The sequence below is a fragment of the Gardnerella leopoldii genome, from assembly GCF_003293675.1.
In the GTDB taxonomy this organism is placed as follows: Bacteria; Actinomycetota; Actinomycetes; order Actinomycetales; family Bifidobacteriaceae; genus Bifidobacterium; species Bifidobacterium leopoldii.
Window position 1 is genome coordinate 510,438 of the sequence record NZ_CP029984.1, and the last position, 14,917, is coordinate 525,354.

Genomic DNA, 14,917 nt, shown 5'->3' on the forward strand with positions numbered 1-14,917 from the left:
TTTATATTTTTTACGGCTTAACTAAGCCATTTTCGTAAGCGAAAACTACAGCTTGAACGCGGTCTCTAGCATCGATTTTTCCTAAAATATGCGCAACATGCGTTTTTACTGTGGGCAAGCTAATAAATAGTTTGTCAGCAATTTCCTGATTTGAAAGTCCGTGAGCAATTTCAACAAGAACTTCGCGTTCTCTATCAGTAAGTTCTGGAATAGCAGAATTTTCGTATGTGCAGCTTTGCGTTTCTTGTACATCCGGATTTGTTTGCGCAGTCGAACTTGCCTGTACATCGTAACTTGCTTGTGCGGTATAATTCGCAGCACTGTTTTCTGTAGTATTTGTTGCTACTTTGCTTTGCTGAATCATAGTTTCAATCAAACGCTTCGTAGCAGTCGGAGCAATAATTGCGTTTCCTTGATACACTGTTCGTATTGAATTAAGCAAAGTTTCAGGTTCAGTATCTTTCAAAAGGAACCCGGAAGCGCCAGCATGAATTGCAGCCATAACATATTCGTCTAAATCAAAAGTTGTCAGAATAATAATTTTAGTATTTTCGTTAGTTTTTTGCTGCAGAATCTTGCGAGTTGCTTCCAATCCGTCCATTACAGGCATGCGAACGTCCATAAGAATAATGTCTGGATGATCTCTTTCTGTAATCTCTACTATTTGTTTTCCATTCGCTGCTTGAGCAACAACTTGCATATCTTGCTGCGAGTTAATTACCATAGCAAATCCTGCACGAACAAGCTCCTGATCGTCTGCTATTGTAACGCGAATTACTCCATTGTTTTCCATATTTTCTATAGTATCAACTTATTCTTGCTTATTTAATGCACTGTGTTGAATTTGCTCATCGAGCGAGGGAGCAGGGCGAACTGCAATTTCAGTTACATTCGCACCATTATTTGCTGAATTAACGCTTGATCCTGTTTCTCGCAAAATTCCAAGCAATTTTCGCATATATTTTAGTGCTGAGCGACCTTCATCTCCAATATTTTTGAAAGCTTTACTAATTTCTTCACTTTGTCCCTGTGATTGCTCTGGGTCTGATGACTTTCGATTTTCTGTATTGTTATTTGCTTTTTCGTATTTATTTAGCATATCAATTCCGTTATTTGCGGCATCGATTACTTTATGCAGTGTAACAGCAACTTTTTGCTGAATATTTGAGCTAAGTCGCTGCCTTTCTGCGTTTGCTGCAAGTACTTCTAGCTGTTTTTGTTCTTGCTCGAGTTCTGTTCTGCGTGTTTTTAGAAGCAATAAATTATTGTCATCGTTTCTTCGGTAATAAGCAAACGCAATAACTGTAAAACAAATTAACGCAACTGCGAAACCAAAAACTAATCCTACGGATGCCATTTGCATAATGATATAAAAATTAGTCGTGTCTATATTCGATGTAAAGAATTGTATTGGAGTTGCATTTTTTGGAATATTTCTTGATGCGATGCCAATTTTTAGTGCAAAAATAGCAGATTCTAAAAGTACTATTGCGCTAATCCATTGCCATGCGCGCTTTTTGCCGTATAGAACCGCAGCATAAATAATGCTTGGAATGAATAAGTTAGCAAACAAAATATTAGGTAAGAATATTAGCTGTATTGCAGAAAATATTGCGGCAACAATTGCGCATGTTGTTGGAGATTTTCTACGGAACATAAACGGCACCATGGTTGCAAGAGTAAATACTCTATAAAATATTTCTAACGAAAGTGAGTCGAAATATTGTGAAGACATTCCATCTCCAAGAATAAAATCATAAGTTGGCACAAAAAGCATCAGAACAATCCAAGGCGCTGCATAAATAATGTCTCCAATAAGCCAATGTTGTTCAAACCATTGTGATACTTTCTCAATCTTATTTTGTGAAGCATTTACTTCTGGAAAAACTTTTGATGAGGTTGGAACATTTGCATTTGCCGGTTTTGTTTGCGCTATTGATTGATTATTAATTTTTGCATTCTTATAAGTAACGTTAGGAATACTATTTAATACAGAAGCAGTAGTATTTGACGGGTCTGTGCTGTAAGAATATGGAATAAAAGCAACAATACTAAACGTTCCATCGTTTAGTTTCCCGTAATTAAGCGTTCCGTGAAGATTTTCAATGCGTTCTTTCATGCCAATTAAGCCATAACCGTTTTTATGCTGCGCATTGCTATTTTGCGTTTGGTTAACTTCGATTTTGTGTATTTCATTTGTAATTTTTAGTTTTAAACCTTGGTTGTTCCATTCTTCATGAATGTTTACTTTAACGCATTCGCCTGCATGCTTGCGAATATTAGTAAGTGCTTCTTGAATAATTCTATATGCTACAGTTTGTGCAGCTTTGTTGAGTTTATGAGAAGAATTTATGCCATCAACAGTATGCCAAAAAATATTATTTGGTGAAGCAATTCGCGCTTGCTCAATAAGTGATGGCACGTGATTCAAATTTGTGTCGTTAGAAGGTGCATCAGTTAAAGCTTCTAGCAGCCTACGCATGTCGTGAACGGCGCGCTCAGCTTCATTTTTAATAATATGCATTGTTTTTTTAGCGAGCGAAATATTTTGTGTTGCGGCATAACGGCCGCCATCTGCTTGCACAATAATAATAGAAAGCGTATGAGCAACAATATCGTGCATATCTCTAGCAATTCTTGCTCGCTCTGCAGTAACAGCAATGTGTTGAGCTTTTCGGCGGTACGCGCGAATAGCGTTATTGTGTTCTTGCAAAAGTTGAATAGTATGCACATGAGTGCGCTGCCAGTAGCCAATAATAACCGTAATAGTGGTAATAATAATCGCAAAAATTATGGAAGGAATCGCAAAATTAAGTATATTTGAAACGCAATTTTTTATATTACTGCTATTTATATTTCGTACACTGCAGGTATAACTAGATTTCGAATGATTATTGCCATATATTGGTCCCATTACAACATTCCACGATATTAATGCGCAAGATAATATGGTTGTTATGTAAGCTGTAATAACAAAAACTTTCGTATGCGTTGGGTTTCCGCGCGCAATAGCGTTAACAAGCAGCACGAAACCAAAGAAATCAGCGAAAAGTTGAGCTGGACCAAATATTACTTGCACAATGCAAATAACAATAAAAATAATAGCCGCCTGTTCAGGCCATATCTTTCTTACTGAAAGTAGTAGTGCAACAACGATATTTGTAAGCGCTACTGTAACCAGCGAACCCTGAGTCAGTAAACCGTCAACATAGCTTATACTATATCTATTGTTTGAAAGTATAAAAAGAATAAGTGGAATAATACCCCATAATATGTCGTTTAATGTGAGCTCTTTTCGTAAGGACTGTATAACACTTTGAAACATATTAGGTACTTTCATAATTACTAGGCTAGTGCATAGCACTTTATAGAACAATCGAACTTGAGTATGATTTATATAAGAATGTGTAATTGACATTGCATGTAGCATGCAAGAGTACAGAAAGGGAGTGCGAAATGGCGTTACTTACAAGCTATTATGTTCCGGGATTGCATATCGAAGAACGTGCAATTGACGTGCCGCTTGATTGGGAAGGAAACACTCCTGGTGGAGCTATTAAAGGCGAAACAATCCGATTGTTCTGTAGAGTAGTTTGTGCTCCTGAGCATGTACATGATAATTTGCCTTTATTAGTATTTTTGCAAGGAGGTCCTGGTGGGCAGTGTCCACGACCGCTTTCGCCTTCTAGTGATGGCTGGATTCAAGAAGCTATTAAACATTTTCGCGTAGTCTTGCCGGATCAGCGTGGTGTTGGGCGTTCTTCAAGAGTAGACGCTTCAACTATGAAGCGCATGGCAGATGACGGTGTAAGCGTTGAGCGACAAGCCTGGTATTTAAAGCGTTTCTTGGCTGACTCTATTATTCGCGATTTTGAACATCTGCGACTTACTGAATTCGATGCTAAGCCATGGGTTTCACTTGGTCAAAGCTATGGTGGCTTCTTGACTCTTACATATCTATCACTATTCCCTCAAGGATTAATTGCAAGCTTTACAACAGGAGGTATTCCTCACGTTCCAGCAAATGCGCGTGAAGTCTATGAGCATACTTTTCCTCGTATGGCGCGTAAAACTGAGCAATTCTATGAGCGCTATCCGCAAGATGTTGCTCGTGCTGCAGCTATTGCAGATCGTATTGCACAGGGTGATGTTGTGCTTCCGAACGGTGAAAAACTTACGGTTGAGCGATTCCAAATGTTGGGTTCTTCATTTGGAATGAAACCAAGTTTTGAACGAGTGCATTGGTTAATTGACTCTGCGTTTGCAGATGGTGATGGTTCCTTGAAAGCATTTAAGCACGGCGGAGGAGCTTCTGCAGGTAGTTTAAGTGACGATTTTGTGTATGGTGTCATGGATTCTACAGCTTCTAGTCCACTTTATTGGCCATTACAAGAATTTATTTATGCTGATGGTGAATTGGAACACCCAATTTTGTGGGCTGCTCAGCAGGTTCGAGAAACTATGCCAGAGTTTTCTGGTTCTGCTCGCCCTATTATGTTTACAGGTGAAGCAATGTTTCCTTGGATGTACGATCAAGAGAAAGCTTTGCAACCATTCCTTCCAGCTGTTGACTGCTTGATGAAAGATAAGCAGTTTGGCAAAATTTACGATCAAGATCAACTTGCTAATAACGAAGTTCCATTGCAATCAGCAGTGTATTTTGATGACATGTATGTCGATTCTGGTCTTCAGCTTGACACTCTTTCTCGTATTGCCAACTCCCACTATTGGACAACGAACGAGTTTGAGCATGATGGTTTGCATGGAGACATTGTTTTCCGTCATTTGTTTGATGAGGCGCTGAATCGTGGTGATTTAGAGGGAATTTATAAGAGATAAGCCATATATAAAGGTAATAATTTTAATATGCGCAATGATTATAGTGCACTCTTTGCTATGCTATACATCTGTTTGCTTAGTAATGAGTGCGCTATTGTTTTATCAATGCGCTAAAGGGGGTCGTGTATGAGTACTTGTGTATCTGAAACTGTTGGTTTTATAGGTTATGGCAACATGGCACAAGCAATCGCTAAAGGTGCGCTGAATGCTGGCGTATTACAAGGTGAAAATATTGTTGCTTGCGCGCATAATTTTGAAAAACTCGAGCGTAATACTTCGCTGATTGGCGCTCGCGCTATGCACACTGCTCAAGAAGTATGTGAAGCAAGTGATGCGATTATTATTGCTGTAAAGCCATATCAGGTTGCTGAAGTACTTAAGCCAATTTGTGAAATTATTAATGAACGAGGTATTGCTGTTATTTCCGTTGCAGCCGGTTGGACGCTTGAGCGTTACATGGAACTACTTGGCAAGGAAGCTCATGTTCAGTGCATTATTCCTAATACTCCTATTTCTGTAGGCCAAGGTGTGACTTTAGCTGAAACTACTCATACGCTTACTGATAGTCAACTTTCAATGTTTAATGCTTTATTTGAGCCAATTTCTTTGGTAGAGCGAGTGACTAGTGATCATATGAATATTGCAATGTGTATTTCTAGCTGCGCTCCAGCTTTTACAGCAATGTACATGGAAGCATTGAGTGATGCTGGTGTGAAGTATGGTTTGCAACGTGATTGTGCTTACCGTTTGGCTGCAAAAATGATTGAAGGAGTAGGTGCGTTATACATGGATTCGCGCACGCATCCTGGTGCTATGAAAGATGCAGTGTGCTCTCCTGGAGGAACCACTATTCGTGGCGTTGCTGAGCTAGAATCTCGCGGATTTAGGGGAGATGTGATTGCTGCAGTTGATGCTATTGAAAATAAATAGTAAATAAAATCAAGTTGTGTCGGCTTTCCCGGCGCTGGTCTAAACTAGGTAAATATGTCTTTAACTATTGGAATCGTTGGATTGCCAAACGTTGGTAAGTCCACTATGTTTAATGCTTTAACCCGCAACAACGTTTTGGCGGAGAATTATCCGTTTGCAACTATTGAGCCTAATACTGGTATTGTTCCGCTTCCGGATCATCGTCTTCCAGTTTTAGCTAAATTAGTTAATACTGAAAAGATTGTTCCAGCAACAGTTACTTTCGTTGATATTGCAGGCATTGTTAAGGGTGCTTCCGAGGGTGAAGGTTTGGGCAATAAGTTCCTTGCTAATATTCGCGAAGCAGACGCTATTTGCGAAGTTGTGCGCGCATTTAATGATGATGATATTGTGCATGTTAACGGCAGAGTAGATCCTGCTGACGATATTGACACGATTAATACTGAGCTAATTCTCGCCGATATGCAAACTATTGACAATGCTCTTCCAAAGTTGGAAAAGGATTTGCGCGGTAAGAAAGTTACGCAGGAATACGTAGACGCTGTAAATAAAGCTAAGGAAATTCTTGAATCTGGAAAGACTATTGACCAGGCTCATAACGAAAAGCTTATTGATAAAAACGATGTGTATGATTTACACTTGCTCACTGCTAAGCCATTTATTTACGTGTTTAACGTGGATGATTCGGAGTTGGCTGATGAAGATTTGAAGTCTAAACTTTCTGCATCTGTCGCTCCTGCAAAAGCAATATTCCTTAATGCTCAGTTTGAGTCCGAGCTTACTGAACTTGACGAAGCTGATGCTCGTGAAATGCTTGAAGATGCTGGTTTGAAGGAATCTGGTTTGGATCAACTTGCGCGTGTGGGATTCGATATTTTAGGTCTTCAAACCTATTTGACTGCTGGTGTTAAGGAAGTTCACGCTTGGCAGATTCATAAAGGTTGGACTGCTCCACAAGCTGCTGGTGTGATTCACACTGATTTTGAGCGTGGATTTATTAAGGCAGAAATCGTATCTTATGATGATTTCGTTGCTGCTGACGGTTCTATGGCAAAAATTAAGGAAGAAGGAAAGCTTCGTCTTGAAGGTCGCGACTATGTGATGCAAGACGGTGATATTGTCGAATTCAAATTTAATGTATGATTATTTTCATGTTCGTTCAAAAAAATTTATGATTTTTATGTTACGAGTGATTTTAATATCATAATAAATAAAAGATTTATTTTTTTTTTTAAGCGTTGCTCTCCTCGGTTTGCTGTTAAACTAGGGGGAGCGACGTTTTTGCTTTTACAATGGAGATGTTATGCAATTTATTCGTAACTTTGTGAGCGATATACGCAAGTGTGTTCGCATTGTTGCAAGATTTTGCAAATGGTGGAAGCGTAGTTCTAATTTTGCTCGTTGTGTTGCATCAGCTTTATTGGCTACATTATTGATTCCGTTCTTCTGCTTTGTTGGTTTTGAAACTTCTAATGTTGTTTCTGCTTCTTTAAGGCATAGTGCTCAGTTAAAAAAAATTAATTTGAGTGAGCGTGAAAAAATTGATTGCAAAATAAGCAAACTGAACGGTAATGATAAATCTTTTATTAAAAAATATTGCAAAAATTATCTAGAAAATAAGTCTTTACTTAAACCTAATTTTTGGAAATATCCTACTGGTGGAGCCTATCCTAATCTTACAGGAATAAAGGTTTCGGATTTGCATGTGAATGTAAATTTGAAAAAACAGCGTGTTTATATTATTGCTCATGGGAAAACTGTGTATTCAATGGTTATGAGTTCTGGAATAAAAGACTCGACTCCTCATGGTAATTATCAAATTAATGGTCGTGGTGATCATTTCTTTAATCAAGATGAAAAAGTTGGAGCGGATTACTGGGTTGCTTTTATTGGATCGCAATATTTATTCCATTCTGTGCCGACGAATTATAATTTTGGAGAATATATTCCGTCAGAAGGCATGAAGCTTGGAAAGCCTGCATCGCATGGTTGTGTGCGTTTAAGCGTTGCGGATGCCAAATGGTTTTATAAAAATATTCCTGATGGAACGGCTGTGCATATTGGATAGATTTTTCAAGAATACACGAAAATAAATTATCGAGAATATAAAATGAGGATCTTCAAACGAAGACCCTCATTTGTTAAGCAAAACTATTTTGTAATGTTGTATTTAGAAGAACAGTACTGCAGCTGCATAAGCCAAAGCAACTAAAACAATAGAAGCTAGGAAGCTTGCTGCAAATGCTGCGCGACCTTGCTTAAAAATAGCTCGGAAGTTTACGTTAATTCCAAGTGCAGCCATAGCCATGCCAAGGAAAACGTATCCTGCTTCTACAAGAGTTGATGCGTGAGCTGTTATGAAAGGAACATAAGTTCCAATAACGGATGCTGCAATGAAGCCAAGCATAAACCATGGGAAGCTAATCTTATGCTTTCCGCCATTTTCAACTTTGCTATGACGAGCATTCCACCAAATTGCAATAAAGATGGAGGCTGGAACGAGCATAAGAACTCGTGAAAGCTTCATGATTGTTGCAACATCGATACTATCGAATGCTCCGCCAGCTGCAACGGCATGTGCGATTTCGTGAAGTGATGCACCTGCTGTAATGCCAAGCTGCTGCTTAGTCATGCCAAAGTTAGGCAGGATGAAGATTTCAGCAAGAGCGTAAATAGTGCCCATAATTGCAACTGTTGCAACAGCCATAACTTCGTTCTGTTCTTTCTCATCTTCCTCTTCTGGAAGAACTGGCATTGAGCCAGAAAGACCCATAACTGCAGCAGCTCCACAAATACTTGTGCCTCCTGCTGTAAGCATTGCAAGCTGAGGATTTACCTTCAAGAGTTTAGCAATGTTATAAGTTACGCAAACCATTATTGCAACTAACACAGCTGCAATAGGCAAGCATTTAATGCCCTTGGTAAACAAATCATGCAAATTCAGCTTAAATCCGAGGAGAATAATACCTAGGCGAAGAAGTTTGTTTGCAATCAAACCAGCAGCGCTTTTAACGCCTGCTCGCCTTGAATCATTATTCATTTTGTACACGTGCAATGGCAGCTGCAGAGCCATGCCAACAAGCAACGCAATAATAAGAGCACCAAGTAATTGGAAACCTGGGTACTGCTTAAGCCAGCTACCAATGAAGGAAGCTAGAAGTGTCAATACAGCAATAAGAGCCATATCGATGGTGCAGATTTTCTTTTTCCATGTATCAAAGAAATTAACCATTTAGCCAAGTATTCTCCCATAATCGGACAAAAACGAACATAAATTAAAAAATTAAGCAAATTTTATATAATTTTGCTGCAAATAAACGCGACACGCCGACAGAAAATCACATAATCGAACATAATAACTCAATTTATATCGCATATATCTTTTGCTAGTAAATAATTCCTTGAAAAAATAAATAAAGCTGCGATTATAGTAAACGTATAAAGGAGATTTTATGAACAAGTGCACTGTGAAGATTAAGCGTGTGTATGAAACGGTTAGTGAAGATGATGGTGTGAGAGTCTTGGTTGATAGACTTTGGCCGCGTGGTATAAGCAAAGAATATGCTCATATTGATAAATGGCTTAAAGATATTGCTCCTACTTCGCAGTTACGTAAGTGGTTTAATCATGATCCGGAGCATTTTGAAGAATTTTCACATCGTTATGTTGAAGAACTTGATTCAAATCATGAAGCTGTTGGTGTGATTATGGATTTGTTTAGTAAGTATCAAACTATAACTTTGTTGTATGCTGCAAAAAATCCAAAAGTAAATCACGCATTAGTTTTGCAAGAATATTTACAAAAATTACTTGCTTGAATATGTGTTTACTAATTTTGCGATTGTTTAACTTTGCCTAACTTTAATTATTTTATAAACATAAGTTAGTAAGTATCAACTTTAGTTGGTGTTCATTGCATTCTTTTCAACACGCCGACTTTGCTTGATATTCCAACAAAAATAAAAAACAAAACTGTAATTTTTTTCTTATGCTCGACACTTTCGTTTTGCAACATTAGAATGTCCCTTTGGCATATGGGTCGGTGGTGCAATGGACCTCCCAGAAGCTGCCATCCCAGCGCTCAATGAGTGCTTGTTTTTTAGCGACACTTGTTTACACAACATTTTGCATAGCTTGTTTTTGCAAGGAGAAGAAATGAATTCATTATTCACGTGGCAGCTTCACGGTAATGGCAAAACGTTAAAGCCTGGTGAAGTTGTAGAGCCAGACGAGCGTTTGACTTGGACTCGTACTGCTGGAATTGGTGCTCAGCATGTTATTGCAATGTTTGGTGCTACGTTCTTGGTGCCTATTCTTACAGGCTTTGATCCATCAACAACATTGATGTTCACTGCTATTTCTACAGCACTGTTCTTACTTATTAACGCAAATAAGCTTCCTAGTTATCTGGGAAGCTCTTTTGGTCTTATAGCACCTGTTATGGCTGTAACAACAGCTCATAAAGGTATTGCAGTTGCAAGCTTTGGCATTATGTGCACAGGTTTACTTCTTGCTCTTATAGGTGTGCTTGTACATTTTGCAGGAGCTAAGTGGATTGACATTATTATGCCGCCTGTTGTAAACGGTGCAATCGTTGCAATTATTGGTTTTAATTTAGGACCTGCAGTTTGGACTAATTTCCAGAAAGCTCCAGATACGGCTCTTGTGACATTAGTTGCTGTAATGCTTATTGCTGTAGTATTTCGCGGTCTTCTTGGTCGTTTAAATATTCTTTTAGGTGTTCTCGTTGGTTACGCTTATGCATGCTTCCAAGGTCAAGTCGATTTTAAAAAGATTGAAGAAGCTTCTTGGATTGGTTTTCCTAAATTCCACACTCCACAAGTTGATTTCTCTGTTCTACTTATGTTCTTGCCGGTAGTACTTGTTCTTATTGCAGAAAATGTTGGTCACGTAAAGTCTGTAGCTCAAATGACTGGTCGCGACTATGACTCTAAGATTGGAACTGCATTATTTGCAGATGGTTTTGGTACAGCTATTGCTGGTTTATTCGGTGGCTGTGGTACTACTACGTACGGCGAAAATATCGGTGTTATGGCCGCAACAAAGGTCTATTCTACTGCAGCTTATTGGTGTGCTGCAGCTTTTGCATTCATCCTGAGCCTTTGCCCAAAGTTTGGTGCTGTTGTAAACTCAATTCCAGCTGGTGTTCTCGGTGGCGTGACCACTTTGCTTTACGGCATGATTGGCATGATTGGCGTAAGAATCTGGGTAGAAAACAAAGTGAACTTCGATAAGCCAGTGAATATTATGATTGCTGCAATCGTTATGATTATTGGTATTGCTAACTTCCAGTTTGCTATTTCTGGCATTCAGTTCAACGGTATTGCAATCGGAACCGTTGTGGTGTTGGTTGTATATCACTTATTGAAGGCTATTGGAAAGCTTACTGGTACGATCGCTAAAGATGATCCTGATGTTGCCTAACTTAAATGCTCCAATTTGATTTAATTTAATCGCTTTAAGCGCGCTTGCATTAATTTGCGGGCGCGCTTTTTGTAATTAGTTTTGATTACATAATATGTAGAGTGGGAATAATTAATATAGTACTATTAACTTTATGTTGAAACTCATCATAGAAATAATTATTGGCGTTGCATGGGCTGCTTTTGGCGTGTATATGGCTAAAAAACCTAAAAATACTAAGACGCATAAGCGTGCCGATTATACAAGCGACGGAAAGAAAAAGCGCCAACAAGATAACGATTCTACTGATTCTATTGAGCAAGATGTAATTGTAGAAAGTATTGATGAAGATAATAAAAGTGATGATGTTGTTGCTAAAGACGATTCTAAAGAGGATGCTAAAGACGATTCTAATAGTGAAAACAAAGGTAAGACTTTTTCAAAGTTTACAAAAAAAATAGAAGATTGGGCAGACTATTATAGTGATGATGGTGACTTTGGTGACCTCTTTAGTGATTTATTAGAAGCTAAGAAAAAACTAGAGAACAAAGGCGATTTTCCAAAAAATAGCGAAAGTAATAATATCAATAAAAGCGATTATAAGAGCACTGAAAATAAGGAGCATAAGCGTTCTATGAGATTAGAGTTTAATGTAGGTAAATTTATTGGCGGCTCAAGAAGATGGCGGTGGATTCTTGCGATAGTATTGTTAATCGTTGTGCTTGCTATAGCTGCAATATTTGCTCTCGCAAGGTTCATAACTGATTGCATGTGGTATTCACAGCTTGGCTTTGAAAGTGTTATTTGGATTCAACTTGCAGCAAAAGTGGGCGTTTGGGTGCTTTATGCAATATTAATGTCTGTTTTTGGCTACTTGTCTGCAGCTTTGGCAATAAAAGCGCGTCCAAGCAATGCAGATGGAACTTATATTCGAATTAAAGGCAATGTTATTGATTTAAAGCAGGGAATTAGTTCAAAGCTTGCTTTGCATGTTGCAGGAATTTTTTCATTGATTGTAGGCGCGGTATTTGGATTTAAATTCTACAATCATTGGGCGCAAATTTTGTTAATGTTTAACGCCCAACCTTTTGGCATTAAGGATCCGCAATTTGGAATTGACAATGGGTTTTATGTATTCGTACTACCAGGATTAAGGTTATTTATAAGTGCATTTGTGCTCTTATTGGTAATATCCCTTGTTTTCTCTATTATTACGCATCTTCTTATGGGAGCAATTCGTTTTAGTATGCCTATCGACGGTAAAAGCATATTAAGTATTACAAAACGAGCACGTAGACAAATTTCTGTATGGTTTATGCTTGTGATTTTGACGTGGGCAGCTCAGCAAATTTTAGACATGTTTGCTGTTGTAACTCTTGACGGTCCTCGTATTACTGGCGGTTCATACACGGATATGAATGCTGGAGTTCCTGGAAGCATAGTTATGGCAGTAATTACAGTGTTAGTTGGTTCTGTTATTGCATTTTGGTTTATGAAATCTCACGCTTTATCTGTAGAAGCACCAATTTCAGTGCGTTTTAAAACTGCTGTAAAAGCTTGGAAAACTCCGACTATTGCTTTAGCTTTTATGATTGTTTGCTCAATTGTTATATCTTTTGCCTGGCCGGCACTTGTGCAGCGATTTAAAGTTGCTCCTAATGCTCAGGAATTGGAAGCTACTTATATTCAGCGTAATATCGATGCTACAAAGTTTGCTTACGGTCTAAATAATGTAAAGAAAGAATCGTATAACGCTACTTCTAAAGGTAAATCAGGTGCATTATCAAAAGAAGCAGAGTCAACTGCGCAAATTCGTTTGTTAGATCCACAAGTTACGTCTCCAACTTTCCGCCAATTGCAGCAATCGAAGCAATACTACACTTTCGCAGATACGCTTTCAGTTGATAAATACGATATTGACGGTGTAAGTCAAGATACAGTTATCGCTGCACGTGAACTCGATTTAGCTGGAAACGATAATCGAAACTGGGTTAATGATCATACAGTTTATACGCATGGCTACGGAATTGTTGCAGCCTACGGAAATAAAGTAACTACAGATGGTCAGCCGCAATTCATGGAGTACGGTATTCCTGCTCAAGGCAAACTTACTAAGTCGCAAAAGTATGAACCACGTATTTACTTCTCTCCGAATGCTCCTGAGTATTCTATCGTTGGATCTCCAAAAGGGACAGCTCCATGGGAGTTTGATTATCCGACTGGTTCTCAAGGTGCATTAACTACTTTTAATGGCAATGGTGGTCCAAGTTTAGGCAATTTCTTCTCTAAACTTTTGCATGCAATTAGGTTTGGGTCTGATCAAATTCTTTTCTCTGATCGTGTGACTTCTGAATCTCAAATTTTGTATGATCGTGATCCTAAGACACGCGTGTCTAAGGTTGCTCCTTACTTAACTTTGGATGGTCGAGTTTATCCTGCAGTAGTAGATGGTCGCGTTAAGTGGATTGTTGATGGCTATACTACTTCTGATTCTTACCCTTATTCTCAGATGACTGATTTTGGTAAGGTAACTCAAGATTCCACAACAACAACTTCTCATTCTATTAAAGGATTGACTAATCAACGAGCAAACTACATCCGTAATTCTGTGAAAGCTACAGTTGACGCTTATGATGGTTCTGTTGATTTGTATGTGTGGGATACGAAAGATCCTGTAATCAAGGCTTGGAGATCAATTTTCCCAGGTCACTATCACGATATTTCTAAGATTTCTGGTGATTTGATGAAGCATTTGCGTTACCCAGAAAGCTTGTTTAAAGTCCAACGTCACTTATTAGCAAAATATCACGTAGATACAGCAAGCCAATTCTTCTCTGGAGAAGACTTCTGGCAGATTCCTGTTGATCCAACTGAATCTCAAAAAGCACAAAAAGAAGATATTTTGCAACCTCCATACTATTTGACTTTGCAAACTGGAGATGCAAAGAAGCCAGTATTTTCGCTTGTTTCTACTTATATTCCAGCTGGTAAAAGTACTCGTGAAATATTAACTGGTTTCTTGTCTGTTGATTCAGATGCGGGGGATACTCCTGGAAAGATCGGTTCAAATTACGGTAAGATTCGTTTGCAAGAATTACCTAAGATATCTAATGTTCCAGGACCTGGCCAAGCTCAGAATAATTTCAATGCTAATGCAAATGTTTCTAAAGAATTGAATTTGCTTGAATCTGGTTCTACTAAAGTTAAACGTGGTAATTTGATTACATTGCCTCTTGGTGGAGGACTGGTTTATGTAGAGCCTGTTTATGTGCAATCTAGCGGTTCTACTAGCTATCCTTTGCTTAAGAAGGTGTTAGTTGCTTTTGGAGATCAAGTTGGATTTGCAGATACATTAGATGAAGCACTTAATCAAGTATTTGGCGGAAACTCGGGTGCTTTGGCTGGAGATGCTTCTAATAATTCTTCTTCAAACAATGCTGCTGAAAGTAATGAATCTAAGGATGCTGATTCTAAAGAAGGTAGCTCTAAGGAAAGTGAGTCTAAGAATTCAGAAAAATCTCATTCTATGAGTCAAAAAGCTAAAGAAGCACTTAAACGTGCAGCTCAAGCGTTAAAAGATTCTGATTCTGCTATGCGATCCGGAAACTGGGAAGCTTACGGAAAGGCGCAAAAAGAGCTGAGCGATGCTATTAATGAAGCAATGAAAGAAGAATCAGGTAAGTAGTAAGTTTTCATTAATATCTCAGTTTGTGAGTTACAAAAG

General features: G+C 38.5%; 10 protein-coding genes. 7 read left to right on the plus strand and 3 right to left on the minus strand.

Going from position 1 to position 14,917, the window contains the following annotated elements; translation table 11 throughout:
* Positions 1-10: 10 nt before the first annotated feature.
* Entirely contained in the window at positions 11-793 is a 783-nt protein-coding gene (locus DOD25_RS02210) for a response regulator (protein ID WP_004106900.1), read from the minus strand.
* Between the two features lie 18 nt (positions 794-811).
* Entirely contained in the window at positions 812-3,340 is a 2,529-nt protein-coding gene (locus DOD25_RS02215; RefSeq protein ID WP_101892150.1) for a sensor histidine kinase, read from the minus strand.
* Positions 3,341-3,456: 116 nt separating this feature from the next.
* Here DOD25_RS02215 and DOD25_RS02220 point away from each other — a divergent pair, with 116 nt between their 5' ends.
* The 4 genes from DOD25_RS02220 (at position 3,457) to DOD25_RS02235 (ending at position 7,837) form a co-directional block, all read left to right on the plus strand.
* Entirely contained in the window at positions 3,457-4,839 is a 1,383-nt protein-coding gene (locus DOD25_RS02220) for an alpha/beta fold hydrolase (RefSeq protein WP_064340433.1), read from the plus strand.
* Between the two features lie 126 nt (positions 4,840-4,965).
* Positions 4,966-5,769 (plus strand): pyrroline-5-carboxylate reductase, encoded by an 804-nt coding sequence (gene proC / locus DOD25_RS02225; protein ID WP_004106891.1) that lies wholly within the window; start codon positions 4,966-4,968, stop codon positions 5,767-5,769.
* Positions 5,770-5,823: 54 nt separating this feature from the next.
* The gene (ychF, locus tag DOD25_RS02230; protein ID WP_004106888.1) at positions 5,824-6,912 is read left to right on the plus strand and encodes a redox-regulated ATPase YchF; all 1,089 of its coding nucleotides are present in this window, start codon (positions 5,824-5,826) and stop codon (positions 6,910-6,912) included.
* A gap of 160 nt (positions 6,913-7,072) precedes the next feature.
* Entirely contained in the window at positions 7,073-7,837 is a 765-nt protein-coding gene (locus DOD25_RS02235; protein ID WP_004106885.1) for a L,D-transpeptidase, read from the plus strand.
* Positions 7,838-7,939: 102 nt separating this feature from the next.
* Here the strand turns inward: DOD25_RS02235 and DOD25_RS02240 are convergent, their stop codons facing one another.
* Complete coding sequence (locus DOD25_RS02240) at positions 7,940-9,001, minus strand: YeiH family protein (protein ID WP_032842515.1); 1,062 nt, start codon at positions 8,999-9,001, stop codon at positions 7,940-7,942.
* Positions 9,002-9,221: 220 nt separating this feature from the next.
* On the opposite strand from DOD25_RS02240, the gene DOD25_RS02245 reads away from it, so the two are divergent.
* From DOD25_RS02245 to DOD25_RS02255, 3 genes are all read left to right on the plus strand, one after another.
* Entirely contained in the window at positions 9,222-9,587 is a 366-nt protein-coding gene (locus DOD25_RS02245; RefSeq protein WP_004106880.1) for a DUF488 domain-containing protein, read from the plus strand.
* 337 nt (positions 9,588-9,924) lie between these two features.
* Positions 9,925-11,214, plus strand: a complete 1,290-nt coding sequence (locus tag DOD25_RS02250) for a uracil-xanthine permease family protein (RefSeq protein WP_004119362.1) — start codon at positions 9,925-9,927, stop codon at positions 11,212-11,214.
* A gap of 133 nt (positions 11,215-11,347) precedes the next feature.
* Positions 11,348-14,878, plus strand: a complete 3,531-nt coding sequence (locus tag DOD25_RS02255) for a UPF0182 family membrane protein (RefSeq protein WP_112928605.1) — start codon at positions 11,348-11,350, stop codon at positions 14,876-14,878.
* The last annotated feature ends 39 nt before the right edge of the window (positions 14,879-14,917 follow it).

Excerpts from the sequence above, each read along its gene's own strand:
- DOD25_RS02220 (WP_064340433.1), top strand. The coding sequence starts at position 3,457 with ATGGCGTTACTTACAAGCTATTATGTTCCGGGATTGCATATCGAAGAA.
- DOD25_RS02215 (WP_101892150.1), bottom strand. The coding sequence starts at position 3,340 with ATGAAAGTACCTAATATGTTTCAAAGTGTTATACAGTCCTTACGAAAA.
- ychF (WP_004106888.1), top strand. The coding sequence starts at position 5,824 with ATGTCTTTAACTATTGGAATCGTTGGATTGCCAAACGTTGGTAAGTCC.
- DOD25_RS02245 (WP_004106880.1), top strand. The coding sequence starts at position 9,222 with ATGAACAAGTGCACTGTGAAGATTAAGCGTGTGTATGAAACGGTTAGT.
- DOD25_RS02250 (WP_004119362.1), top strand. The coding sequence starts at position 9,925 with ATGAATTCATTATTCACGTGGCAGCTTCACGGTAATGGCAAAACGTTA.
- proC (WP_004106891.1), top strand. The coding sequence starts at position 4,966 with ATGAGTACTTGTGTATCTGAAACTGTTGGTTTTATAGGTTATGGCAAC.
- DOD25_RS02240 (WP_032842515.1), bottom strand. The coding sequence starts at position 9,001 with ATGGTTAATTTCTTTGATACATGGAAAAAGAAAATCTGCACCATCGAT.
- DOD25_RS02255 (WP_112928605.1), top strand. The coding sequence starts at position 11,348 with ATGTTGAAACTCATCATAGAAATAATTATTGGCGTTGCATGGGCTGCT.
- DOD25_RS02235 (WP_004106885.1), top strand. The coding sequence starts at position 7,073 with ATGCAATTTATTCGTAACTTTGTGAGCGATATACGCAAGTGTGTTCGC.
- DOD25_RS02210 (WP_004106900.1), bottom strand. The coding sequence starts at position 793 with ATGGAAAACAATGGAGTAATTCGCGTTACAATAGCAGACGATCAGGAG.